This is a genomic window from Rahnella rivi (assembly GCF_019049655.1).
Taxonomy (GTDB): Bacteria; Pseudomonadota; Gammaproteobacteria; order Enterobacterales; family Enterobacteriaceae; genus Rahnella; species Rahnella rivi.
This window is the reverse complement of record NZ_JAFMOX010000067.1, coordinates 150,973-174,257: the sequence shown is the minus strand read 5'-3', so window position 1 is coordinate 174,257 and position 23,285 is coordinate 150,973. Positions and strand designations below refer to the sequence as shown.

At 53.4% G+C, this 23,285-nt stretch carries 23 protein-coding genes and 1 tRNA gene; 16 read left to right on the top strand and 8 right to left on the bottom strand.

Annotated elements, in window-relative coordinates; genetic code table 11:
- Positions 1-38: 38 nt before the first annotated feature.
- Positions 39-1,214: a hypothetical protein gene (locus J1779_RS23920; protein ID WP_122095963.1), complete on the bottom strand. Its 1,176-nt coding sequence runs from the start codon at positions 1,212-1,214 to the stop codon at positions 39-41.
- Positions 1,215-1,494: 280 nt separating this feature from the next.
- Between J1779_RS23920 and J1779_RS23915 the strand changes: the two genes are divergently transcribed.
- Positions 1,495-2,553, top strand: a complete 1,059-nt coding sequence (locus J1779_RS23915; protein WP_238485287.1) for a DUF1176 domain-containing protein — start codon at positions 1,495-1,497, stop codon at positions 2,551-2,553.
- A 95-nt stretch (positions 2,554-2,648) separates the two neighbouring features.
- Here the strand turns inward: J1779_RS23915 and ybcJ are convergent, their stop codons facing one another.
- Positions 2,649-2,870, bottom strand: a complete 222-nt coding sequence (gene ybcJ / locus J1779_RS23910) for a ribosome-associated protein YbcJ (RefSeq protein WP_056771387.1) — start codon at positions 2,868-2,870, stop codon at positions 2,649-2,651.
- A 32-nt stretch (positions 2,871-2,902) separates the two neighbouring features.
- Positions 2,903-3,775 carry a bifunctional methylenetetrahydrofolate dehydrogenase/methenyltetrahydrofolate cyclohydrolase FolD gene (gene folD, locus J1779_RS23905; RefSeq protein WP_056771390.1) on the bottom strand — a complete coding sequence of 291 codons (873 nt, stop codon included), beginning with the start codon at positions 3,773-3,775 and terminating at the stop codon, positions 2,903-2,905.
- Positions 3,776-3,948: 173 nt separating this feature from the next.
- Here folD and J1779_RS23900 point away from each other — a divergent pair, with 173 nt between their 5' ends.
- Both J1779_RS23900 and J1779_RS23895 read left to right on the top strand, forming a co-directional pair.
- Positions 3,949-4,860, top strand: a complete 912-nt coding sequence (locus J1779_RS23900) for an L-lactate dehydrogenase (RefSeq protein ID WP_217204956.1) — start codon at positions 3,949-3,951, stop codon at positions 4,858-4,860.
- Between the two features lie 146 nt (positions 4,861-5,006).
- Positions 5,007-5,083 (top strand) — tRNA-Arg (locus J1779_RS23895).
- Between the two features lie 100 nt (positions 5,084-5,183).
- Here J1779_RS23895 and J1779_RS23890 read toward each other — a convergent pair.
- The gene (locus J1779_RS23890) at positions 5,184-5,897 is read right to left on the bottom strand and encodes a DUF2461 domain-containing protein (RefSeq protein ID WP_056771397.1); all 714 of its coding nucleotides are present in this window, start codon (positions 5,895-5,897) and stop codon (positions 5,184-5,186) included.
- 231 nt (positions 5,898-6,128) lie between these two features.
- On the opposite strand from J1779_RS23890, the gene J1779_RS23885 reads away from it, so the two are divergent.
- From J1779_RS23885 to J1779_RS23875, 3 genes are all read left to right on the top strand, one after another.
- Positions 6,129-6,434, top strand: a complete 306-nt coding sequence (locus J1779_RS23885; RefSeq protein WP_217204955.1) for a hypothetical protein — start codon at positions 6,129-6,131, stop codon at positions 6,432-6,434.
- A gap of 205 nt (positions 6,435-6,639) precedes the next feature.
- The gene (locus tag J1779_RS23880) at positions 6,640-7,203 is read left to right on the top strand and encodes a YagU family protein (RefSeq protein WP_217204954.1); all 564 of its coding nucleotides are present in this window, start codon (positions 6,640-6,642) and stop codon (positions 7,201-7,203) included.
- A 396-nt stretch (positions 7,204-7,599) separates the two neighbouring features.
- Positions 7,600-8,610, top strand: coding sequence for a LacI family DNA-binding transcriptional regulator (locus J1779_RS23875; protein WP_217204953.1), 1,011 nt, complete (start codon positions 7,600-7,602; stop codon positions 8,608-8,610).
- On the opposite strand, the gene J1779_RS23870 is transcribed toward J1779_RS23875, so the two are convergent.
- Both J1779_RS23870 and J1779_RS23865 read right to left on the bottom strand, forming a co-directional pair.
- Positions 8,607-10,046 carry a glycoside hydrolase family 32 protein gene (locus J1779_RS23870; RefSeq protein ID WP_217204952.1) on the bottom strand — a complete coding sequence of 480 codons (1,440 nt, stop codon included), beginning with the start codon at positions 10,044-10,046 and terminating at the stop codon, positions 8,607-8,609. The two genes, J1779_RS23875 and J1779_RS23870, sit on opposite strands and share 4 nt — an antisense overlap.
- Positions 10,043-11,293, bottom strand: coding sequence for an MFS transporter (locus tag J1779_RS23865; protein WP_217204951.1), 1,251 nt, complete (start codon positions 11,291-11,293; stop codon positions 10,043-10,045). The genes J1779_RS23870 and J1779_RS23865 overlap by 4 nt, the downstream gene beginning before the upstream one ends.
- 473 nt (positions 11,294-11,766) lie before the next feature.
- On the opposite strand from J1779_RS23865, the gene J1779_RS23860 reads away from it, so the two are divergent.
- From J1779_RS23860 to J1779_RS23840, 5 genes are all read left to right on the top strand, one after another.
- The gene (locus J1779_RS23860) at positions 11,767-12,177 is read left to right on the top strand and encodes a (R)-mandelonitrile lyase (RefSeq protein ID WP_122096115.1); all 411 of its coding nucleotides are present in this window, start codon (positions 11,767-11,769) and stop codon (positions 12,175-12,177) included.
- Between the two features lie 131 nt (positions 12,178-12,308).
- On the top strand, positions 12,309-13,364 hold the full coding sequence (locus J1779_RS23855) for an NAD(P)-dependent alcohol dehydrogenase (RefSeq protein WP_217204950.1): 1,056 nt from the start codon (positions 12,309-12,311) through the stop codon (positions 13,362-13,364).
- 260 nt (positions 13,365-13,624) lie between these two features.
- Entirely contained in the window at positions 13,625-14,650 is a 1,026-nt protein-coding gene (locus J1779_RS23850) for a diguanylate cyclase domain-containing protein (RefSeq protein ID WP_338019880.1), read from the top strand.
- Between the two features lie 41 nt (positions 14,651-14,691).
- Positions 14,692-15,042 (top strand): hypothetical protein, encoded by a 351-nt coding sequence (locus J1779_RS23845; protein WP_238485286.1) that lies wholly within the window; start codon positions 14,692-14,694, stop codon positions 15,040-15,042.
- A gap of 22 nt (positions 15,043-15,064) precedes the next feature.
- Positions 15,065-15,583: a cupin domain-containing protein gene (locus J1779_RS23840; protein WP_217204948.1), complete on the top strand. Its 519-nt coding sequence runs from the start codon at positions 15,065-15,067 to the stop codon at positions 15,581-15,583.
- Between the two features lie 70 nt (positions 15,584-15,653).
- Here the strand turns inward: J1779_RS23840 and J1779_RS23835 are convergent, their stop codons facing one another.
- Positions 15,654-15,899, bottom strand: coding sequence for a hypothetical protein (locus J1779_RS23835; RefSeq protein ID WP_056771428.1), 246 nt, complete (start codon positions 15,897-15,899; stop codon positions 15,654-15,656).
- Between the two features lie 341 nt (positions 15,900-16,240).
- Here J1779_RS23835 and J1779_RS23830 point away from each other — a divergent pair, with 341 nt between their 5' ends.
- The 5 genes from J1779_RS23830 (at position 16,241) to cspE (ending at position 22,011) form a co-directional block, all read left to right on the top strand.
- Complete coding sequence (locus J1779_RS23830) at positions 16,241-17,254, top strand: Ppx/GppA phosphatase family protein (protein WP_217204947.1); 1,014 nt, start codon at positions 16,241-16,243, stop codon at positions 17,252-17,254.
- A gap of 34 nt (positions 17,255-17,288) precedes the next feature.
- Positions 17,289-19,343, top strand: coding sequence for a prolyl oligopeptidase family serine peptidase (locus J1779_RS23825; protein WP_217204946.1), 2,055 nt, complete (start codon positions 17,289-17,291; stop codon positions 19,341-19,343).
- A gap of 207 nt (positions 19,344-19,550) precedes the next feature.
- Complete coding sequence (locus tag J1779_RS23820; RefSeq protein WP_217204945.1) at positions 19,551-20,681, top strand: ABC transporter substrate-binding protein; 1,131 nt, start codon at positions 19,551-19,553, stop codon at positions 20,679-20,681.
- Between the two features lie 203 nt (positions 20,682-20,884).
- Entirely contained in the window at positions 20,885-21,625 is a 741-nt protein-coding gene (locus J1779_RS23815) for a DUF2076 domain-containing protein (RefSeq protein ID WP_217204944.1), read from the top strand.
- A 176-nt stretch (positions 21,626-21,801) separates the two neighbouring features.
- Positions 21,802-22,011 carry a transcription antiterminator/RNA stability regulator CspE gene (gene cspE / locus J1779_RS23810; RefSeq protein ID WP_056772010.1) on the top strand — a complete coding sequence of 70 codons (210 nt, stop codon included), beginning with the start codon at positions 21,802-21,804 and terminating at the stop codon, positions 22,009-22,011.
- 86 nt (positions 22,012-22,097) lie between these two features.
- Here cspE and J1779_RS23805 read toward each other — a convergent pair whose 3' ends face one another.
- Positions 22,098-23,285 (bottom strand): multidrug effflux MFS transporter, encoded by a 1,188-nt coding sequence (locus J1779_RS23805; protein WP_217204943.1) that lies wholly within the window; start codon positions 23,283-23,285, stop codon positions 22,098-22,100.

The window sequence follows — 23,285 nt, the reverse complement described above, 5'->3', positions numbered from 1 at the left end:
GAGGGTGCCTTTGTTGTTTTTGCATGACGCTAAAAGCGTTACTGCACCGTGGCGACCGCGGTGGTGCCAGCCTGCTTCTTGATCGCTGACCACGGAAGCACCGACCATTCAGGTCCTTCGCACGAGCGCTGAACACGGGCAAAACTCGGATCAAAATAGAGCCCGGCAGGGGTGAAATACCACGCCGGGAACTGCCAGATTTCCGGTTGCGAGTAATCGCAATCGTCATCACTTTCTTCGGTCGGTTTTTTCATTTCTGCCGGATGCGCCAGCGTCAGCTCTTTAACCAGCCAGGGCGCCCATTTCTTGTCGCGATACTGAGCAAAGGTGTCGAAATCGACATCATTTTTCCCGGTGGAGACGCCATCTTCCGCATTGAGATAATGGAAAGGGGCGCCTTCGCCGACCCAGACCACATCTTCCAGCGTCAGCGATTCTGCCGTTTTGGCATTCATATTCACCGGCGCTTCACCGAAATCAGGGTGCGCACCACCGCAATCGTAAGAGGTGAAAATACTGATACTGACGATGTCTTTACTCAGGTATTTCGGCGTCACGGTTTGCATATACTCACCCTGACCGAAGCGGCTTGCGCCGAGCATACAGGCATGCCAGCCGCTGACTTCCTGCCACAGGCGGGTGCGCAGCTTCTGATTGATCGCGTGCAGCTCGGCGTCAGGGTAGCCGGAGGCAATTTCGAACAACGTAATTTTGGATTGCGGCTCTGTCCACCATTGCAGCTGATACCCCATGAAATTTTCGCTTTTACCGGCGGTCAGCTGCAGGCCTGAAAGGCGTAAAAACTCATAAGGTTCGATGTGAGCAAGTGCGGTCAGCCAGGCATCATCGGTGGTGACAGCAGGTAACTGCGCAGGTTGCAGTTTCACCGGCAAGGTTTTGCCTTGCGGATTGGTCCAGCTCCCTTGCCAGTTGCCTTTCTCATCTTTGGTCAGGGAAAATTCAGGGCGCGGGGTGTCATCAAAATCATCCAGACCTTCCTGAAGTTTCAGCTCCTGCCCGTCCAGCGAGCCATTAAGCGGCAGGTCGAGACGGTATTTTTGATAGAAGTAACGGCCCGTCACTTCATCGGGTTTATTTAAATCCAGCTCGACCACAATACTGGTTTTACCCAGCGTACCGGAATACACCACAGGCGGCTCTTCAGCCAGAGCAGGCAATGCAAGCAGGGCTATCAACCAAATCCACAACTTCATCAGTATCTCCCAGAGAAATAAATCATCCTTTGCGCCATTATTTTTTCGTTATAGGCAATGACGTGCGAAAGCCAGTGTACTGAAAGTTTCGTTACGTCACCATTACGTGATCTGATAAGTAGAAAAAAATTATCGTTTGCCCAAAAAAGCCATCGGGAAAGGTATCTCTTTCTAATTTCGAATAAAAAAATGCTGGTTTGTTAGCAGTCTCCCGGCGGAGGTTACGCTATTATCAGGGAGATAACTTAGAGAAGAGCTGAGACTCATAATGTGCAGATGGATGACCTCCCCTTTATGCCTGCTGGCCGGAATGCTGGCTTTTAGCGTGCAGGCCGAGCCGATACAGGCAATGTATAACGACTGGCAGGTGAGCTGCGATAACCTGAACCACTGCGCTGCGCGCAACAGTCAGGATGGTCAGGAACTGGTGATGAAAATCACCCGCGAAGCCGGGCCGGAGGGCAAATCAACCCTCAGTATTGATTACCAGCGTAACAGCGACGAGCAAAGCAGCGATGCGCCGATTGCCGGGCGGTTGCAGATGAACGGAAAAACGCTGAGTTTTAATCACCGCGAATGGGATATCAGTAAAAAGCACCTTTCGGGCAGTAACCGTCTGGTGGTCAATGATTTCATCGCCGCCATTCGTGAAGGCAGCAGCATTCAGCTGGCAGGTAAATCGGATCCCGCACAACCGGTGAAACCGATGATTTCGCTCAAAGGGTTGAAAGCGGTGCTGCTGGCCATCGATGCCCAGCAGGGGCGGGTCGGCACCAAAACGGCCTGGGCCAGCCGGGGCACGAAACCGGCGAATACCGTGCCACCTGCGCCGGTCGCGCCGGTATTGCCACGTTTTAGTGAACCGCACGCCTTGTCCGAGAGTGAGATCTCAGCCATCACGCAGAACGCTGCGACCACCATTGAGAACAATGATTGCAGCCTCGATCCCTCAGAACGTGAAGTGCATATTTTCGCCCTGAGTAACGATAAGGCGCTGATGACCGTCAACTGCGACATGGGGGCTTACAATCTGTTTGCTTTGGGATTTGTGGTATCGCGTCAGGCACCTTACAAAATGGAAAATCTGGCGCTGAACATGCCGTTCAAACTGGGTGAGGATGAACAGGCGCCCGAGCTGATTAACACAGATTTCGACCCGAAAACCGGCATGCTTTCGACCTATGATAAAGGCCGTGGGATCGGAGATTGCGGCGTCGCCTCGCGCTGGGTGTTTGATGGCAAAGCGTTCAGGCTGGCGGCATTTTCGTCTGAACCCGCCTGTGACGGCTACAGCAGCGGCGGAGAATGGCCGGTTCTGTGGGTGACCCAGGCGCCTTAATTCCCGCTGCGGCGTTATGTTGCGGATAAAAAAATGCCCTGTGAGCTTACGCTTTCAGGGCATTTTCTTTTATCGCGGTCTGCGTCGTTGAAACGTTATTCAACAGATGCTTTGACGACAACCATATTGCTGGCGAATTCGACTTGCTGATCGGCAACGATTTTGCAGCGCTTACGGGTTTCTACTTTACCGTTGACCTTCACCTGGCCTTCAGCGATGACCGACTTAGCGGAACCGCCACTGTCACACCAGCCCATAAATTTGAGCAGGTCGCACAGTTCAACGTGCGGGTGCTTTTCGAGAAAAAAAGTTTCCATGTATTCCTGACTTTGTGTTTGGTACGAATGAATTAAGACTTAATGGCGCTGATGTCATGATATTCCTCACACGCCTGCAAGGTATTTTGAATCAGCGTCGCGACCGTCATCGGGCCTACGCCGCCCGGCACCGGTGTGATAAAGGAAGCACGCTCAGCGGCGGCATCATATTCCACATCGCCGACAACTTTACCACTTTCCAGACGGTTAATACCGACATCAATGACAATCGCACCCGGTTTAATCCATTCACCCGGAATAAAGCCCGGTTTACCGACCGCCACTACCACCAGATCGGCATTCTCAACGTGATGACGAAGATTTTTAGTGAAGCGGTGCGTGACGGTAGTGGTGCAACCTGCCAGCAGCAGTTCCATGCTCATCGGACGGCCCACAATGTTGGATGCGCCGATCACCACGGCGTTCAGCCCGAAGGTATCAATACCATAACGCTCAAGCAGGGTGACGATGCCGCGCGGCGTACAAGGGCGCAGCGTGGGAGCGCGCTGACACAGGCGTCCGACGTTATACGGATGGAAGCCATCGACGTCTTTGTCCGGATGAATGCGTTCCAGAACCTTGATGTTATCGATGCCCGCTGGCAGCGGAAGCTGCACCAAAATGCCGTCGATTTCACCGTCGTTATTCAGATCGTCGATCAGTTTCAGCAGTTCGCCTTCAGAGGTGGTGGCGGGTAAATCGTAAGAGCGGGAGATGAAGCCGACTTCTTCGCATGAGCGACGTTTGCTGGCGACATAAATCTGTGATGCCGGGTTTTCACCGACCAGCACCACGGCCAGGCCGGGAGCGCGTTTACCTTGCGCCAGTCGTTGTTGCACACGCGCCGCCACTTCGCTTCTGACTTGCTGCGCAATCGTTTTACCGTCAATAATCTTTGCTGCCATCGGGGAATAAATCCATCAATTAAAAAATGCAGGGGATGCGCCTATTTTGTCAGAAGCGGCGGGCGCTGTCAGGCGTTGAATGCGAATTACTTGTTCGAAAATTCACTGAGACAGTGCTTAAAAAAGTGTCTATTTTAGAAACAGGTCTTTTTAAATCATCAGGAAAGGAACCCATGACACGTAAAGTCGGGATTATAGGCGCAGGCCACGTAGGGGCTGACGTTGCATTTTCATTGGTCACACAGGGATTGTGCGACACGATTGTTTTGCTGGATGAAGACGAAAAAAAGGCGGGCAGTCAGGCACTCGAACTGCGCGACATGGCATCTCTCACCGCGTCACGCGTTAAGATAATCGCTAACGATTACAGCGAATTGCACAACGCAGATGTGCTGGTCATCGCCGTCGGCCCGAAAACGCTGCTGCGTGAAGATCGCCTCGAAGAACTGGCAGAGACGCGCGCCGCCGTGCGTGAAGTGATCCCGCGCGTGATTGCCAGCGGTTTTGGCGGCGTTATCGTCAACATCACCAACCCGTGCGATGTCATTACCCAGATTATTCAACAAACCAGCGGCTTCCTGCACTCTCAGGTCTTCGGCACCGGCACGTCGCTCGATACCGCACGCATGAAGCGCGTCGTGGGCGAATTCTTCGATATCGACCCCCAAAGCGTCACCGGCTACGTGATGGGGGAGCACGGCGAATCACAGTTTGTCGCCTGGAGCACCGTGACTCTGGGCGGATGTCCGGTGGCACAACTGGCGGGCAACCGTGACGTTGACTGGGCCAGCATGCAGGACGCCGTGCGCGGCGGTGGCTGGGAAATCCTGCAAGGCAAGGGCTGGACCAGTTTCGGCATTGCCACGGCAACGGCCCGTCTGGTGGACGCGATATTATCTGACGCGCACAGCGTATATCCGGTGTCGGCGTGGGATGAAGAGCTGAACGTGTACATCGGCCAGCCTGCGGTTATCGGCAAAAACGGCGTGGTTCAGACATTGCGGCCCGAGCTGACCGTTTACGAAGGCGTGGCATACCATGCTTCTGCACGCGTGATTGCTGCGGCGCTGAAGTCTGAAAAATAGTCCAGATGCATCACATTCCGCTGCGGGGCATGCCGGGAATAACCTGAAATTGTTCAGGCATTAAGCAGAGAGTTCGAAAGCCATTGACTCATCCCGGTCTGCCCGTATAATCCGAACCCGCAACGCTCCCGAATGGGACAAGCAATGCGCCCTTAGCTCAGTTGGATAGAGCAACGGCCTTCTAAGCCGTAGGTCACAGGTTCGAGCCCTGTAGGGCGTACCATCTTCGCGGTGTAAAACCGGAAAAACAGACGCCCGCTGGCGTCTTTTTTTATGCCTGAAATTCAGTGCGCAAGATATCCTGTACTGCTCTTCCTGCCGCCTCAGAAATCCAGCTCAAGTGCAAAACACAGGTAAGCCATCAGTGGCGCACAATGCCTGAACTGTGCCGCGCAAAACTCGACCACATCAGGTTTGCACAAATCCTCGAAGGCGATATTTTTAATCGCGATAAAATCTTTGCGCTTTAATTCCTCTAACAACGGGTGGTTTTTGTCGTAGCCTTTTGGCGGTCGAATCAGGCTGTCGCCATCCATCACGAAACCGTTGTCGTGCAATGTCTTAAGGGCTTTCTTGTAGGCGTTCGGATTCTCATCAATGCACGTACGGATCGCATTTAACGCTTTAGATTCCGGATGCCAGATCCCCGCCGCGAGAAAACAATTATCTTCGGCAATGTGCAGATAGAGTCCGGGGGCGTGGACATCTTTGCCCTGAAAATGGCGAAACTGGATGCCGACATTGGTTTTGTAAGGCGTTTTATCTTTGCTGAAACGGCTGTCCCGCTGCGGACGCATAAGGCTGCCGCCCACTTTTCTGGCGACGGCAGTCAGCCTCGGGGAAATGGCAATAATCTCTGGCTGCATGTGTTCGATAAACCGCAGTGCGGGGGTTCTCAGCGTATTTTCGTATTCATCCTGATTCGCTTTGAACCAGTCGCGGGAGTTGTTTTGTGCGAGTTTATTCAGAAATTGCAAACCGGCTGCGCTAAAAATTGTCCCTGCCGGAACCGGCGTTTCAGGTGTCTGGGTCGTCATTATCGATAAGCCTTAATCACTGCCATGAAAAGAATCAGAGGAGATCCTGACGCCAGAGACGGCTCAGTGCAAACTGAAAAGCAAAAATTTTTCTGACAACCGAGGAAAACGCAGTGGCCGCCTGAAAGCCTGCCAGAATCAGGTGGGAGTTGGCGGCCATGGAGCAGACTTATTCTGTTAAATATAATTCAGAGCAATATAATAGGGTAAACATCAGCCGCAGAGATTTCTATGGATAATATTGATCATGCTAAACGCGTCTTAGAGGATAATACCAACGTGCTTTACGGCATATTTGGTATCATCAGCGGTTCTGGCTATTTTCCTCCGTTGCCTTTCCTGAATGAATTCTTCCTGGCGGGCAGTGATCCCTGCGATCAAGATGGTCGGATGGGACGTTGGCGGCGCTTCGCACTGACCCTCTCTGAATATGAAGTGGTGAAAGCGTGGTGGATTGAAAACAACCCTAATACCATCGAGACGCAACTTGGGTGCGATTGCTGGAATGATTGGGTTCAGGAGATTTTGGAGCGGTAAGTAAAGTCATCATAGGGTGACAAAATCCTACGCGAATAACGCATGAGCTTTGCCATCTGCATATTCTCTTTCTGTCATGCGTCAAAGGGTTTATCCCTGTAAATCTTCTGTTTATGAGTAAAATCCATAGAACCCTGATCAAGATCAACGGTAACAATCTGTAAAGTTTTACTCTTTACGGAAATTTACTGACTACTGGGGATCTATGAAAATTAAAGACTTTTATGTGATGACTGCACCGAACCGTCGCCGTTATGGCGTGGCTTTTTTTGTCGGTATTATTGCCGGTGTGATGTCAGCTTTCGTGAAGTGGGGCGCAGAAGTGCCTTTACCCCCGCGTACTTTCTCAGGCGGTCGCGATGAATTTAACCCGCCGTATTTGTTCCTGAGAGATTATCTGGGCATTGATCCGACGCATGCCGTTTACCAGTTCTCTGAACATATTATTAATCCTGTCCATATTACCCATATTATTTTCTCTCTGGTCTTCGCGATAGGCTATTGCCTGGTCGCGGAAGTCTTCCCGAAAGTAAAATTATGGCAGGGTGCGCTGGCCGGTATTATTGCGACTGTTGCCGTCCACTGGATAAGTTTCCCGTTGCTGGGTCTGACACCGCCATTGTCCGGGCTTCCGCTGGATGAATATGTGTCTGAATTACTGGGCCACATCTTCTGGTTCTGGGCGATTGAAATGATCCGCCGTGATTTGAGAAACCGAATCACGCATGAACCCGATGCTGAAGTGCCGATGGATTCGCCTTTCCGTTAATGCATCATCCTGAGTATCAAGCCCGCCTGACTTAGTCGGCGGGTTTTTTTATGTCTGCTTATTATCATTAAAATAAAGAACGGAACAATTTTTTATAGGGAAGGTTTGCTCTAATTTCTTAAAAAATACCTATGATCCGCGCATGATATATTGATATAAAATCCCGCGTCATATTACGTTGTGTTAATTTCATTGTTATGCGTATATCAATTCAATAATCACCTTTATCAATGTTAAGTGCAGATAGAGAAAAGACACCAGCGAAAGGTGTCTTTTCTTCTTGCGCCTGCCTGAAAAGTTCAGGTGAGAATTAACCCGCCGTCACAGATTTAGGCTTACGCTACCGGCGTTTTTGTGTGTAGGATCAGGGCTGTAAAATTGCCAATCGGGAGAGTTATGGCTTCGCTGAAAGAAGTAGCACAACGGGCATCCGTCTCGCTGATGACGGTGTCCCGCGCCATTAATGAGCCGCAAAGGCTGAAGCCGGAAACGCTGGCGCGCGTGCAGCAGGCCATTGACGCACTTCACTATGTGCCCGATTTCTCGGCGCGCAAGATGCGCGGCAAAAGCAGCAAAGTCTCCACGCTCGGCGTGCTGGCGCTCGATACCGCCACGACGCCATTCTCCGTTGAACTGCTTCTCTCGATTGAACTCACGGCCCGCGAATTTGGCTGGAGCAGTTTTCTGGTCAGCATTACCTCGCAGGAAGACAGCGAGCGCGCGGTCAGCCAGCTGCTTTCCCAGCGTCCGGACGGCATTATTTTTACCACCATGGGGCTGCGTGAAGTCGATATTCCCTCGCGTCTGGTGGATAAAAATCTGGTGCTGGCGAATTGCCTGAGCCGTGAACACGCGCTGCCGGGCTACATTCCCGATGATTTTGACGGCCAGTATCAGGCGACCAAGCTGCTGATCAGCAAAGGCTACCGCCATCCGCTGTGCATTTATTTACCGGAGTCGATCCCCGCCGGAACCCGCCGTCGCGCCGGTGCGGAACAGGCATGGCGCGAAGCGGGGCTGGCGGCAGAACATCTTCGTCAGCTGCATATGGCGCTGGGCGATGAGCATTATCGTGATGTTGTGACAATGCTTGAGGACTTTATCCCCGGCGGAAAGCCGGATTTCGACGTGCTGGTGTGCGGCAATGATCGTATTGCCTTTTTGGCGTACCAGGTGCTGCTGGCGAAGGGGATTGCGATACCGCAGCAGGTCGCGGTGCTCGGGTACGACAACATGGTCGGTATCGGCGATCTGTTCCTTCCGCCGCTGACCACGGTGCAATTGCCGCACAGCGAAATAGGCCGTGAAGCGGTGCTGCATCTTATTGAGCAACGCCCCAATCACGGCCTGATAAAGATCGCCTCTCCCGTGCTGGAGCGCGCGTCTTTATCGTGCGTTCAGCGTTAACCCGCGCTCAGCCTCCAGACGTCTCCCTCAATCAACGCCGCCTGACCGTGAGCGGCGAAGCAGGAGAGGGCGCGCTGACCGGGCTGCGGGTAAATCCGGCTGCTTAATGTTGCTTCTCCCTGATTAACGAAAATCTCCACAGACGAGCTGTCGATAAAGATCCGCAGTTCCAGCACCTTTCCTTGCGTTAACGCCACGCTGCGCTGGTCTTTGATCCCGTGCATCGGGAAGTCCCTTTCCAGACAGAGTCTCTGCGCCCGTGTGTCCACAAAGAGGGTCACGCCGTCACCGAGTTTGATACCGAAACGTTCTGCATCGCAGGCAGGGCGATCCCACCGGGTGATGATCTCCAGCGCCTGCGCGTCATCTGCGATGTGCTGAACGCTGTCTCTGAGCAGGCATAGCGAAAGAGGATAATGCTCACGGCGCAGCGTCCGCACTTCTTGCACCGGAACCATCCGCACGCTGCCATCGTGCAGTGTCAGTTCGCGCGGCAGCGTCATGCAACCCGCCCAGCCTTCGGCCTTTGAGGGCATCACGGATTCCCACATGTCCATCCAGGCGATGATCACCCGACGACCGTCGGCTGCGGTAAATGACTGGGGCGCATAAAAATCATGGCCGTGATCCAGCTCGCGGAAACCTTCGCGAACCTCAAAATCCTGTCCCGGTCGCCAGGTTCCGCGCAGGCAGCCACTCTGGAATAAGTTCAGATAATCATCGCCTTGCGCTTTAATGCCCTGCGGGGAACACATCAGAATATGTTCATCGCCAAGCGGGAAAAAATCCGGGCATTCCCACATGTAACCCGTGTTGCGGTCAGCTTTGGCGAGCACGCGGTCGAACGTCCAGTCGCGCAGGCTGTTGCCCTTGTACAACAACACCTGGCCGATATCGCTGTCATCCCGCGCCCCGATCACCATCCACCAGTGGCCGTCTTCGTACCAGACTTTCGGATCACGAAAATGCATGATGTTATCCGGTGGTGTGAGCACCACGCCCTGTTTGGTGAAATGAATGCCGTCCTCGCTGGTGGCAAGGCATTGCACCTCACGGATGGCGCTGTCATTGCCTTCGCCGCTCAGCCAGACGTGGCCGGTGTAAATCAGGCTCAGCACGCCGTTATCGTCCACGGCGCTGCCGGAGAAACAGCCATCCCGGTCATACTCTTCGCCCGGCGCCAGTGCGACAGGCTGATGTTGCCAGTTCACCATGTCCTGACTGGTGGCGTGCCCCCAGTGCATTGGTCCCCAGTTCTCGCTAAACGGATGATGCTGATAAAACGCGTGATATCGCCCCTGGTGATAAATCAGCCCGTTCGGATCATTCATCCATCCCGCCGGTGGCGCGAGGTGAAAATGCGGGTAAAAGGATTTGCCGCGCGTTGCTGCTCCGTCGCGCAACGCCTGTTCTGCGCGTTCCAGTCGCTGTTTCATAAAATCTCACTCTTTTTGAATAATACGGAAGGGGTTGTCCGGCTCTTTTCGCCGATGAGCAGGAATCCCGAGATCGTAGTGAGGATGAGCACCAGCATCCCCATAATCATGTAGGTGTCGGCAAAGCCGATCCGGTCGTAGCCGTAACCGGCCAGCGGGGAAAACACACTGGCACACACCTGCGTGATGAACTGGAACCCGACCAGATACAGCGTGGCTGAAAGGCGCGGGTCGAAGCGGGTGGTGATGTACTTAAACATGGCGATCAGCAGGATCGGCAGCTCCACGGCGTGCAGCAGTTTCATGCAGGAAATGGTCACCGCATCCGCTGCCAGACCTGAACCAAAAACGCGCAGCGCCATAATCAGCCCGCTGAGCAGCAAGCCGTTTTTTGCCCCGATTTTATTGACGACGAACGGCGCGAGGAACATGCCGCCCGCTTCTAAAAACACCTGGAAGGAGTTAAGGAAACCGTACATCTCATTGCCGTTTTTAACGTCCGGGAACAGTGAAGCGAAGTACACCGGAAACTGCTGATCGTAGACGTTGTAAACGCTGACGCCGGTCACAAACACAATCAGCGCCCAAAAACGCGGCAGGCGGAACAGGGCAATCGCATCAGAAAGCTGAAGGTTACCGGGCTTGCCGTACTCGAGCTGATTCAGCGCATCGGTCTTCACCTCACGCAGCCGCCACAGCAGCAGCAGGAAAATGATCGCAGAAGACGAAGCCATCCAGAAGTTAAGGTTCGGGTTGATGTTAAACAGGATCCCGGCGAGGAAGGTGGCGGCGGCCCAGCCGAGCGATCCCCACATTCTGGCTTTACCAAACTCAAACCCCAAGATACGGCTGACACGCTCGGTATAGGATTCGAGCGCACCAATCCCGGCAAAAAACGTCGCGCCCACGTACAAGCCGCCAGCGGCGGCGCCCAGCAGAATATTGATTTGCAGCAACGGGGCAAAGATGAAGATAAAGAAAGGTCCGCTGGCCAGTAACAGTATGCCGATGGCCCACAGCAGGTTTTTACGTAACCCCAGCTTGTCCTGAATAAAACCGTACAGCGGCTGCGCGCACAGCGCCGTCAGGGCAATGGCGGAAAAGAATAACCCCGTTTCCGCGCCTTTAAGCCCGACCTTCTGGCTGAGCCAAAGTGAGATCAGCGAAAAAGCAGATGACCAGGTGTAAAAGAAGCAGAAAAGTAATCCGCTTAACTGAAAGTAGTGACTTCGGTGACTTGTTTTCATGGCATATCCGTGCGCATTCGAAGAGGTAGTTCACATTGTTAACGTTAACTTATTGCTTTTCCCATACAGGCGATAACGGATTTATGATGTTAATCACAAATGTTAACGTTAACATATTTAAAGTGTGATCTTCACTGCACATTTTTGCCGATCAGTTCACCGGCTGCGGGGGAACACCGGGTAGCCCGCACAACCCGGCACCTTCGGCGGCTTGCGGGCGAAAGATAACTGTCTATTTATGGTGCTGAGTGTTGTGCCTGTCCGCCGCCTGATTGATGAATTCTCCTCATAGCGCCTTTCACATTTTGCTGCCTAGTCCTGTTCGCCGTATGGCGGTAACGTAGTGCCACTACACTCACGCAGCCCATCATGAAGGAAAAAGTGACATGAACGGCATCAGAGCAACTACGCTTTCACTGTCTATCATGATGTCCTGTATGGCCCCGGCAGCTTATGCCGAAGCGGAGAATTCAATGAGCGAAAAAATCAAAATCACCCGGAACGGCTCCACCCCATCGCAGCAAGGACCGGAAAGTTACTTCACCGGCAACGTGCGTATTGACGCGCCATTCAGCGGCACCGAATCTGCCCGCGTTGGCGGTGCGACCGTGACCTTCGAACCAGGCGCACGTACCGCATGGCACACCCATCCGCTGGGACAGACGCTGATTGTGACCCACGGTCGCGGCTGGTTACAGGAAGAGGGCGGCGAGATCCGCGACATGAGCGTGGGGGATATTGTGTGGATCCCTGAAGGGGTTAAACACTGGCACGGCGCGACGCCGGAAAATGCCATGACGCATATTGCGATCGCCGAATCCCTGAACGGCAGCCCGGTCGAATGGCTGGAAAAAGTGACCGACGCCCAGTATCAGAAACGTTAAGTCCGGCATCATTAACGCGCAGGCCGGGTTTTCGTCATCGGCAGAAACGCGGTCCCGCTTCAGATTTCCAGCCCTGACATGGTTATGTCAGGGCCTTTGTCCGTGCTCACCCCTCATTTCGGAGAAATAACATGACCCTGAAAGTTCTCGGATACGCTGCTCAGTCAGCCAAAGTGCCTTTAGCTCCCTTTGAATTCGAACAACGCGAAGCGCGTGAAGATGACGTTGTCATCGACGTGATGTACTGCGGCGTCTGCCACTCTGATTTGCATCAGGCGCGCAACGACTGGGGATTCAGTACTTATCCGCTGGTTCCCGGCCACGAAGTGGTAGGCCGCGTGGCGAAAGTCGGTAAAAACGTCACTCAGTTCAAAGTCGGTGATTACGCCGGTATCGGATGTATGGTCGATTCCTGCCGTGTCTGCACCCCGTGCGAAAAAGGTCTGGAGCAATACTGTCTGGAAGGCAACACGCAAACCTACAACAGCGTTGACCGTCACGACCATATGCCGACTTACGGCGGTTACGCCAAAACCATCGTGGCGAGTGAAAGCTTCGTGCTGAAAATGCCGGAAGGTATCGATCTTAAAGCCGCTGCGCCGCTGTTGTGTGCGGGCATCACCACCTGGTCGCCGCTGCGTCACTGGAACATCACCAAAGGCAGCAAAGTCGGCGTGGTCGGTCTGGGCGGTCTGGGCCACATGGCGCTGAAACTGGCCAACGCGCTGGGCGCAGAAGTGACGCTGTTCACCCGTTCCGCCGGTAAAGCGGAAGATGCCCGCCGTCTGGGCGCGCATCACATCGTTGTTTCCACAGACGAAGCACAGATGGCGGCCACCCAAGGCGAGTTCGATCTCATCATCGATACCGTTCCATATGTCCACGATATCAACCCGTACATGCCAACGCTGAATATCGACGGTACGCTGGTCTTCGTCGGTTTCCTCGGTGATATCAGCCCGATGCTCAGCACGTTGTCGATGATTCTGGGCCGTCGTTCTGTCGCCGGTTCATGCATTGGAGGTATTGCGGAAACGCAGGAAATGCTCGATTTCTGCGCTAAACACGGCATCGGTTCTGACATCGAAATGATCAGCATGCCGGACATCAATGACGCCTACGAACGTATGCTGAAAAGTGATGTGAAATACCGCTTTGTGATCGATATGGCGACGCTGACGGCGTAAGAAAAGAGTCAGCTGACCCCTCCCGGCCATATTGGAATGCCCATTCTGATATGGCCGTTTTTTATTCATTTGCCAGTGTTATCTCAAATTTTCCCGTTAAATTCCTAAGACGCTCTAAATAAGTCAAAAACACCCTCTGTTCCTGCCATTGAATACCGTGCTTTTTGTAGATGAGTTATCACTAACTCGACTACTATAAAAAGAATTACATTCAGCGAGCTTTGCCAGGTATGCCATATTATTTCCCGGATGATCACCACGTGCGTGAACGTTCGGATCGTTTTCTGCGACGAATGTATCTCATGCGCATGCTGGGCACTTTCCTGTGCTTTTTCCCGATCGCGTCGGTGCTGGTGGAGCGCGGCGCATCCTGGCTGCCTCTCGGGTTGCTGGTACTCAATGTGTTTGTCTGGCCACACGTCGCCATGCGGATTTCCCGCCGCGCTAAAAAATCGAATCAGGCTGAGTTCAGAAATCTGGCTTTTGATGCCGTTGCCGGAGGCGCCTGGGTGGCGATGATGGGGATCTGTCCGCTGCCGTCGGCCATTATTACGTCTATCCTTATTGCTGACCGTTTCTCAGCGGGCGGCTGGCGGTTATTACGCCGTGCGATGGTGTTCTTCTGCGCTGGTTTTATTGTGTGCTGGCCGTTGTCCGGCATGACGTTGTATCCCGTGGTCACCGACAGAACGCTGTGGCTGACGCTGCCGCTGTCGACGATTTACATTATCGCGTTCAGCGCCGCCAACTATTCCATCTCCAGAAAACTGCGTGATAAACAGCATGAGCTGGAGAAAACCGCGCTGATGGATCCTTTTCTGGGGTTGCCGAATCGCCGGTTGCTGGACCGGCGGCTGATGCTGGAGTTCGAGCGTTCAAAACACGATCTTTCGTGCCTGATGGTGCTGGATGTCGATGATTTGAAAATGGTGAACGACCTGTTCGGCACTGAGGCGGGCGACTATGTCCTGCGGGCCGTTGCGACGATATTGCGTCAGGAAACCGGCGAACATGATTTTCCGGCGCTGTTGGGCGACGATGAGTTTGTGGTGATCTTGCCGGGAATTTCCGAAGAAGAAGCCTACGCGGTGGGGTACCGGTTATTACTCAAGGTGTCGGAGATCCGCCTGTCGCAGGACGCGGGTTTCCAGTGTTCGCTGAGTGTGGGAATTGCCACGTCACGCGGGCGGGAAGATTATCATCAATGGCTGGCCGCCGCCGAGCGTGCGGTCGCCAGCGTGAAGCAAAATGGCAAAAACAGTATTGGCAGTGCAGGCAGGGCATAACCTTTTTTTCTGATTGGGATAAACATTTTTCGGGATGAATAATGATGAAAAATAGTCAAAAAGTGATGATAGCAACAGTCGTGTTGATGGGTTTACTGGCAGGATGCTCAAGTATTGATGAACCGGTGGGCGATGAAACCTATCGTCCTGCCAATTTCGATGCATCTTTCGCGCAGGGCCAGGCGAGTTATTTTTCGTCCGTATTTTCCATTCTGGAACGTCACCGCCGCGCGGATACCTATAAAAAGATTTTTGATTTCTGTAGCGGAAAATTCCAGACGCTGGGCGAAAGTAATGACGGCGAAAAGGTGCACATAAAATTTGCCTGTCTGCCTAAAGAGCAGGTGCAAAGCATTTATGCCACGCCGGTGAAATCGCCAACGCAGTATTAAATCCAGTTTCCTTAGAGGCACTATGAGCAAGCAAAGACCCGATTTTATCCGTCACTGGACGGAGCTTGAAGGCCCGGACGACGGCAGTTATCCCGGCGATGATGAGCTTATGTCAATTGGCGCGCCGCTCGGTAAAGCACTGGGGCTGACGCGTATCGGTATTCACCACGAACGTTTGTTACCGGGGCGTCGTACCAGCTACCCGCACGCAGAAAGTGCAGAAGATGAGTTCGTGTATGTGTTGCAGGGGCATCCGGATGCCTGGATCAACGGGGATTTGCACCCGCTGAAACCGGGTGACGCTGTCGCCTTTCCCCAGGGAACCGGTATCTGTCACACCTTCATTAATAACACCGATGATGAGGTGCATTTACTGACGATTGGCGAAGCCAATAAAGCGGAAAATCGGATTTACTATCCGAAGAATCAGCAATACGAAGCCACACGTAAAGACCGCTGGGTGGATGTGCCGCAGCAGGCGTTCGGCGAGCATGACGGGTTATCTGACCAAAAAAGAGATAAAAAAAAGCCGGTGTCATAACCGGCTTTTTTATTCGAGTAATGCATTTAACACTTTCATCGAAGCGGGGATCATCATGTCAAAGACGTCTTCATTGGATGGAAAGCGACTGCCAGCGTTGCTGACAATACGGCATCATGCGGTGGATCTTCAGCGTTTGTGGTTCATGGCGGTTCAGTGAATAACCTTCCGGTGTGATTTCTAACGTGTCACCGGTCTTCAGGGAGAAATTGTCATCGACTGACAAAATCAGCTTCAGGTTTTTAAATGCCTGAATGCAGATATATTTCAAACCTGTGTGCGGGATGTTCAGGATATCTATAATTTTCCATTCCATATTTCTACTCCTTTATCGTACTGCCTGATTTAGTGCCTCATTCTTACCTCACAATTCCGTCATTTTTTGTCATCACAAGGTAATGATTTCTTTATAGGCGTTCCTGTTATTTCAATGCTTGAACTGACTCACAAAAAGTCATAGCCAGATCATCGCTGGATCGCATAACTCATTATTTCGGACAAAATGCAGTGTCTTTTCGCTTTTTTTATGCCGCCGGATTGCGCTTTTTGGCAAAACCAGCGGGTAAACAGAAAGCAAAAAAGCTTGAAATCACAGCGATAAAACAGGTATTCCTGAGTGCTTTATGATTTTTGTTATATTTTTCAGGGCAGGATGAAATGAATTTCACACGTAATAGTCTTCTGGGGCTGGTACTGGCATTAAGCACTTTTTCGGCGCTGGCCAGCCAGTGTATAGAAACCCGCGCCGGTATTGATATGGGTTCGGGCACCACTAAAATTCAGGTCGCACAGGTCGATATCTGCCGTCATCAGCTGGGCAAAGTGCTGTATGAAGATCAGCGTCCGCTGGCGTTTAACGAAGATTTAGGCAAATCCGGCAACAATCAAATCAGCAGCGCGATGCAGCAGCAGGGCGTCACTGCGCTGAAAGAGATGGTGGACAAGGCCCGCACTTTCCACCCGCAGCGCATCACCGGCGTAGCGACGGCGGTGTTCCGCTCGGCGTCAAACGGGCAGCAGGTGATCGACCTGTTTAACCAGCAGGCACAGGTCCAGCTGCGCATCATCACGCAGGAACAGGAAGCCGCGCTGGGGTTCCTCTCGGCGAAAGCCGCACTGCATGACAACAGCGTGAAAAATGAAGATCTGCTGGTGTGGGACATCGGCGGCGGATCGATGCAGATGACGGCATTGCGTGAGCAAAACGGCAAAACGGTCACGGATATTTATCAGGGCAAACTGGCGTCGGTGACGCTGAAAGAATTTATTATCAGCGTACTGAAGAATCAGGCGCTGGATAAAGCCGCGTCTCCGAACCCGATCGGTTCGCTGCGCAATACCGTGCTGCGTTACGTGAATTTCTATGCGAGAACGCACGTCAGCCCGCAAATCAAACAGGATGCGCAGACCCGCCGGGTGATTGGTATCGGTGGTGTTCACGGCTATTCAGTAAAAGATCAGCTGCGTCCGGCGAACAATACTTACACGTTGGAAGATGTGCAGCGCGTGTCGAAAAATCAGGTATGGAAAGGCGACAGCGAACTCACTGGTGAATATCGCGCCACCGACGTCAGTAATTTACTGCTGGTGGAAGGCTTTATGCAGGCGCTGAACATTTCGCAGGTGACCGTGGTCAAGGCCAGCCTGATTCAGGGCATCCTGGTGCAATAACTTCGCAAACTCATGACTGAAGGAGCAGAACCGCATGACGACTGACTCAACGACCCCGCAGCAGGATGACTTTATCTGGCTGGAAGGCATACGCAACGAACAGGCGCTGGCCTGGGCGCATGAACAAAATCCGGTCACGCTGGCGGCGTTTACGCAAGGCCGCGATTTCGATCCTCTTCGCCAGAAAGTGCTTGAGGCGCTGAATTCTCCGGATCAGATCCCCGGCATCAGCAAATTCGGCCAAACCTGGTGCAACTTCTGGCAGGATGCGCAGAATCCGCGCGGCCTGCTGCGTATCACGTCGCTGGAGGAGTACCGCAAAGCCGAACCGCACTGGGAAACGCTACTGGACATCGACGCGCTGGGCAAAGCGGAAGGGAAAGACTGGGTGTACCACGGCGTGTACCCGCTCAAACCCGATTTTAAGCGCGCGCTGATTTTTCTTTCACCCGACGGCGGTGATGCGTCGGAAGTGCGTGAGTTTGATCTGCAAACGCGCGAATTTGTCTCTGACGGCTTTTTCCTGCCGGTGGCGAAAAGTCGCACGGGCTGGATTGATCATGACCATCTGTTTGTCGCCACCGACTTCGGGGAAGATTCACTCACCGACTCCGGTTACCCGCGCATCGTGAAAATCTGGTCACGCGGCACACCGCTCAGCGAAGCCACAACGGTATACAGCGCCGGTAAAAAAGACATGATGGCGGTCGGCTATCACGACAGTTTTAAAGGCTTCGAACACGATTATGTGGTGCGGGTGATCGACTTTTATCATCGCGAAGTGTTTCTGCTGGATGAGAAAAAGCATCTGGTCAAAATTGATGTGCCGGCCGATGCTAAATTCAGCTCGTGGCGCGAGTGGATCCTGATCCAGCCTGCCAGCGAATGGCAGGTCAGCGGCGAAAGCTGGCCCTCGGGTTCTCTGCTGACCATGAATTTTGACGCCTTTATGGCCGGTGAACGCGCGCTGAAACCGCTGTTTATGCCGACCGCACAGGATCAGCTCAGCGGATATTCCTGCACCCGCGATCACATCATTCTCAGTATCACGCGCGATGTGGTAAACCGCCTCGAAGTCCTGACGCCGGAACAGGGTGACTGGCGGCGTGAGCCGTTCGGGCATGTGCCGGAACTGAGCAAAATCAATGCCTGGGGCGTGGCAGACGATTCGAACCAATATTTCATGAGTGTCAGCGGATTCCTGCAACCGGCCAGCCTGTCGCTGGGGGATCTGGACAACGGCACACACCAGTCAGCGGAATTACTGAAACAGGATCCGTCGCATTTCGATGCGTCCCGGTATCAGGTCAGCCAGCATTTTGCGCAGTCCGACGACGGCACCCGCGTGCCTTATTTTGTTATCTGCCGCAAAGACGTGGTGTATGACGGTAAAAATCCGACGCTGTTGTACGGTTATGGCGGGTTTGAAGTGTCGCTGGACCCGTATTATCTCGGCGTCAGCGGCGTGGCGTGGTTGGATCGTGGCGGTGTATTTGTTTTGGCCAATATTCGCGGTGGGGGCGAATACGGACCGGAATGGCACAAAGCGGCGCTGAAAGAAAAACGTCTGCGGGCATATGAAGATTTCGCGTCAGTCGCCAAAGCGTTGATCGCCAGTAACATCACCTCTGCGGCGCATCTTGCCGCGCAGGGCGGCAGCAACGGCGGTCTGCTGGTCGGCAATATGCTGACGCGTTACCCGGAATTATTCGGGGCGATTGTCTGCGAAGTGCCGTTGCTGGATATGGAACGTTACACGCAGATTTCTGCCGGTGCTTCGTGGATTGCCGAGTATGGCGACCCGCAGGATCCTGAAGAGTGGGCTTTTATCCGCGAGTTCTCGCCGTATCACAACCTCTCTCCGGCAAAAAAATACCCGCCGGTGCTGTTCTCAACGGCGACCAGCGATGACCGCGTCGGGCCAGACCATGCGCGTAAAATGGCAGCGAAAATGCAGGCGATGGGTATTCCTGATGTCTATTTTTATGAGAATACCGAAGGCGGGCACAGCGCGGCGGCGGACAAGGCGCAGTCTGCCTTTAAACGGGCGATGGTGAGCGAATTCCTGCTGCGGTTTATTGGCCGGTAACCGGTTAACCGGTGCGGTAAATTTATCCTATGACTTAAGCCAAACGGGATGCCTTTCAGGTATCCCGTTCATATTTCGACATGTTTTATCCTCGTTCATCCCCGCAAAACCATTGCCTCATCAATCATTCCTTGTTTATTATTTCCTCCTTTTTTGATAACAATTATCAAAATCACTTTTCATTCATTCTCATTTTCGGGGCTTTGCATGTATAAGAACACCGCTCGCGTGCTGTCTGTTGCCGGTCTGATGGCCGCATCGTTCTCCACTTTTGCCACCACGTACCCGCTTACCGTGACGGACTTGGCCGGGCGGAAAGTCACTATCGATAAAGCGCCGCAGCGCGTGATTTTGCAGGATGGCCGTGATTTGCTGGCGCTGGCGGTTCTGGATAAGGCCAATCCTTTCCAGCACGTGGTGGCATGGAACAACCTGCTGAAGAAAACCGACAGCGGCACCTGGGACATGCTGAAAAGCAAATGGCCGGAATCTGCGAAGATCCTCGATATGGGTTTCAGTGATAAAGGGCAGATTGATCTGGAAACCGTGATCGCGAAGAAACCCGATCTGATGATCGCCCAGTTGCGTGCAAAAGATTCCCTGGCGCAGGCCGGTGTACTGGATAAACTCGCCGGACTGCACATTCCGGTGGTGTTCCTGGACTATGAACTGGACCCGGCAAAAAATACCGCAGCGAGCATCGATCTGCTGGGTAAAGTGATGAATCAGGAAGACAATGCCCGTGCATACACCCAGTTCTATAACGAGCATCTGCAGAGCATTCAGAAAGCCGTCGCGGGCATTAAAAACAAACCTAACGTCTTCATCGAACCCATTGCCGGTCGCGATGATTCCTGCTGTTTCACCCACGGCAACGCAGGCTGGGGTAAACTGATCCAGGCGGTAGAGGCCAATAACATTGGCAGTAAACTGTTGCCGGGCGCGTCGGGCACCGTGTCGCTTGAGCAGGTGATCAGCATGAAGCCGGACGTGTATATCATGACCGGTTCCGCGCGTCCGAAGGGCGGTTCTGTCACCCACATTCTGCCTTTCGGTTACGGCGCCGATCAGGCCAGCCTGGATAAAGAAGCGAAAGTGCTGACCTCACGTACCGGTGTGGCGCAAATTCCTGCGGTAATGAACGGCAATGTTTACGCGATTTATCACCAGTTCTATAACCATCCGTACAACATCGTCGGAATGGAATATCTGGCGAAATTTATCTATCCGCAGGAATTCAAAACCCTGGATCCTGCGAAGACGTATCACGATATCGTGCGTCAATATACCCAACTGCCGGATCAGGACTTCATCCTCGGCTGGTCAGCTAAAAAATAAGTCCGGCCTTCTCCCGCCTGCTTCCCGGCAGGCGGGTTTCCTTCTGCGCAGCACTCCCCGAACGCCATTTACATTCGTCACATTCGTTGACACTCGGTTAATTCATACTTTAATTCAATTGTATTAGTGTGATTCGTAAGTTCTGGCTGTGTGTTGCAGCGGGCGACGCACGGCGAATTACGCCATATCAACAAGGTGAATGTATGCAATCTGAAGAACAGCGTTTAATTGACGGGCTTTTTAGTCGCTTGCAACAAGCTGAGTCCAGCACTGCGCCGCGCGATGCGGAAGCGGAACGTGTGATTCAGGATCATATCCGCCAGCAGCCGTCGGCTCCTTACTACATGGCGCAGGCGATGATTATTCAGGAAGCGGCGCTGACCAAACTCAACGGCCAGGTGCAGGCGTTGCAACAGCAGATCGCGCAGTTGCAGCAGGCGCAGCAGACCAAACCCCAGAGCAGCGGTTTTCTGGCCGGACTGTTTGGCGGGGGATCTTCCCAGCCTGAACCGCAGCGCACGGCGCAGCAGGGCAGTCAGCCAATTCCCGGCACGCAGGGGTGGGGCGCGCAGCCTCAACAGCCACCGCAATATGCCGGACAACAGCCTGCACCGGCTCAGGCGGCTGCGCAGGCGCCGGGTTTTCTGGGCAGCGCACTGCGCACGGCGGCGGGTGTGGCCGGTGGCGTGGTGCTGGCCGATATGCTGACCGGTATGTTCCATCACAGTCAGCCACAGGAAATCGTCAATATCATTGAGGAACCGCCGGTGCAGGATCTCAATCCTGCTGACAGCAGTTTTCTGGATAACAATAATCAGGGTTTCGACAGCAATCAGCCGTCCTGGGAAGATGCTTCCCTGGGCGACAACAATCTCGATTCCGGCTTCGGTTCCGATGATATGGGTTCTGATGATTTCAACGATGACGACGATTCGTTTTTCTGACGTCTCGCGACAGCACGCCGTGGATGGCTGATTTTGCAGAAGAAAACGGCAATGAAAAGTCAGGAATGAGAGGTTTATCGCTTATTGCCATCAGAATTCTGGACAAAATGGAGATCTGTTGCTGTACTGTATTTGACACACATTTTGTGTCCAACATTCACGTAAAGGTAAGTTTGATGTCTAAGATTAAAGGTAGCGTTAAGTGGTTCAATGAATCTAAAGGTTTTGGTTTCATTACCCCTGAAGATGGCAGCAAAGATGTTTTCGTTCATTTCTCTGCTATTTCCAGCCAGGGCTTCAAGACCCTTGCTGAAGGCCAACGCGTAGAGTTCGAAATCACCAATGGTGCCAAAGGCCCGTCGGCTGCTAACGTTATCGCTATCTGACTTTAGCCGATTACTTAAAAACCCGCCGAAGCGGGTTTTTTTTTGCCTGTAATACGCAGAAGATGTTGCCTGGAATACTGAGAGTATTACGCCGGTTTTTTCACCAGCGTCATAAACAGCACGATGGCAATCGCGTAGCATCCGAGCATGGTCAGCGCCATCGAGAGCGCTGGCATACTGCCAAAACCGGTGACGGGCACGGCAATCGCACCCAGTGCAAACATGCACACGCCCAGCAGTGCCGACGCGCTGCCCGCATTTTCCCCCTGACTTTGCATCGCCAGCGATCCCGCATTCGGGCTGACAATCCCGATCACCATCACCGAGAAGAACAGCGGTATCAGCAGCATAATCAGCGGTGCGCCAAGGCTTGCGGCAATCACCAGCGCGACAGAGGCTACGGCAGCAATACACAATCCGGTTTTAACCAGCGCCATTTCGCCATAGCGACGGCTAAAGCGCGTTGATACTTGCGCGGAAATCACTAACCCGATGCCGTTAACGGCAAAACACAGGCTGAACATCTGCGGGCTGAGGTGGTAAATCTGCTGTAACACGAAGGGCGATGCGCCGATGTAGGCAAACATTCCGGCCATCACGAACCCCTGCGTCAGGCACAACCCCATAAACGGACGGTGCCTGAGCAGCGAAAAGACCGAGCCGAGCATACTGAAAATACCGCCTTGCGAACGGCGTTCCTGCGGCAAGGTTTCATGCAGTTTCAGCGCAGCGGAAGCAAACAGCATGATGGAGATCACCGCCAGTACGCCGAAAATCCCCCGCCAGTTCATCCAGCTCAGCATCGCACCGCCCAGCACCGGCGCAATGATCGGTGCCAGCCCGTTTACCAGCATCAGTAACGCAAAGAACCGCGTGAGTTCATGCCCGTTGTATAAATCTCTGGCGACGGCGCGAGACAATACTGCGCCACCGGCACCGGCGATCCCCTGCAATAAGCGGGCGACGATCAGCTGATGGATATCCTGCGCCATGGCGCACCACACCGACGTCGCCAGCAGCAGAGCCAGCGACCATAACAGCGGACGAATACGGCCATAACGATCGCTGAGCGGACCAAAGATCAGCTGGCCGAAACCGAGGCCGAGTAAACCGGCAGTGAGGCTTAGCTGGGCGCTGGCGGTCGAGGTATTCAGCTCTCCGGCCAGCTCCGGCAGGGCCGGTAAATACAGATCGGTACACAACGGACCGAGAGCCGCGAGTGAGCCGAGAACCAGGGCGTAGCCAAGGCGTTTTTCATGCAAGTGAGCGCTCAT

Bases quoted from the DNA above. Each gene is read 5' to 3' on its own strand.
- folD (WP_056771390.1), bottom strand. From the start codon at position 3,775: ATGGCAGCAAAGATTATTGACGGTAAAACGATTGCGCAGCAAGTCAGA.
- J1779_RS23845 (WP_238485286.1), top strand. From the start codon at position 14,692: ATGATGAAAAATAGTCAAAAAGTGATGATAGCAACAGTCGTGTTGATG.
- cspE (WP_056772010.1), top strand. From the start codon at position 21,802: ATGTCTAAGATTAAAGGTAGCGTTAAGTGGTTCAATGAATCTAAAGGT.
- J1779_RS23900 (WP_217204956.1), top strand. From the start codon at position 3,949: ATGACACGTAAAGTCGGGATTATAGGCGCAGGCCACGTAGGGGCTGAC.
- J1779_RS23860 (WP_122096115.1), top strand. From the start codon at position 11,767: ATGAGCGAAAAAATCAAAATCACCCGGAACGGCTCCACCCCATCGCAG.
- J1779_RS23825 (WP_217204946.1), top strand. From the start codon at position 17,289: ATGACGACTGACTCAACGACCCCGCAGCAGGATGACTTTATCTGGCTG.
- J1779_RS23855 (WP_217204950.1), top strand. From the start codon at position 12,309: ATGACCCTGAAAGTTCTCGGATACGCTGCTCAGTCAGCCAAAGTGCCT.
- J1779_RS23880 (WP_217204954.1), top strand. From the start codon at position 6,640: ATGAAAATTAAAGACTTTTATGTGATGACTGCACCGAACCGTCGCCGT.
- J1779_RS23835 (WP_056771428.1), bottom strand. From the start codon at position 15,899: ATGGAATGGAAAATTATAGATATCCTGAACATCCCGCACACAGGTTTG.
- J1779_RS23820 (WP_217204945.1), top strand. From the start codon at position 19,551: ATGTATAAGAACACCGCTCGCGTGCTGTCTGTTGCCGGTCTGATGGCC.
- J1779_RS23870 (WP_217204952.1), bottom strand. From the start codon at position 10,046: ATGAAACAGCGACTGGAACGCGCAGAACAGGCGTTGCGCGACGGAGCA.
- J1779_RS23865 (WP_217204951.1), bottom strand. From the start codon at position 11,293: ATGAAAACAAGTCACCGAAGTCACTACTTTCAGTTAAGCGGATTACTT.
- J1779_RS23915 (WP_238485287.1), top strand. From the start codon at position 1,495: ATGACCTCCCCTTTATGCCTGCTGGCCGGAATGCTGGCTTTTAGCGTG.
- J1779_RS23885 (WP_217204955.1), top strand. From the start codon at position 6,129: ATGGATAATATTGATCATGCTAAACGCGTCTTAGAGGATAATACCAAC.
- J1779_RS23875 (WP_217204953.1), top strand. From the start codon at position 7,600: ATGGCTTCGCTGAAAGAAGTAGCACAACGGGCATCCGTCTCGCTGATG.
- J1779_RS23815 (WP_217204944.1), top strand. From the start codon at position 20,885: ATGCAATCTGAAGAACAGCGTTTAATTGACGGGCTTTTTAGTCGCTTG.
- ybcJ (WP_056771387.1), bottom strand. From the start codon at position 2,870: ATGGAAACTTTTTTTCTCGAAAAGCACCCGCACGTTGAACTGTGCGAC.
- J1779_RS23840 (WP_217204948.1), top strand. From the start codon at position 15,065: ATGAGCAAGCAAAGACCCGATTTTATCCGTCACTGGACGGAGCTTGAA.
- J1779_RS23805 (WP_217204943.1), bottom strand. From the start codon at position 23,285: ATGAGCGCTCACTTGCATGAAAAACGCCTTGGCTACGCCCTGGTTCTC.
- J1779_RS23830 (WP_217204947.1), top strand. From the start codon at position 16,241: ATGAATTTCACACGTAATAGTCTTCTGGGGCTGGTACTGGCATTAAGC.
- J1779_RS23920 (WP_122095963.1), bottom strand. From the start codon at position 1,214: ATGAAGTTGTGGATTTGGTTGATAGCCCTGCTTGCATTGCCTGCTCTG.
- J1779_RS23890 (WP_056771397.1), bottom strand. From the start codon at position 5,897: ATGACGACCCAGACACCTGAAACGCCGGTTCCGGCAGGGACAATTTTT.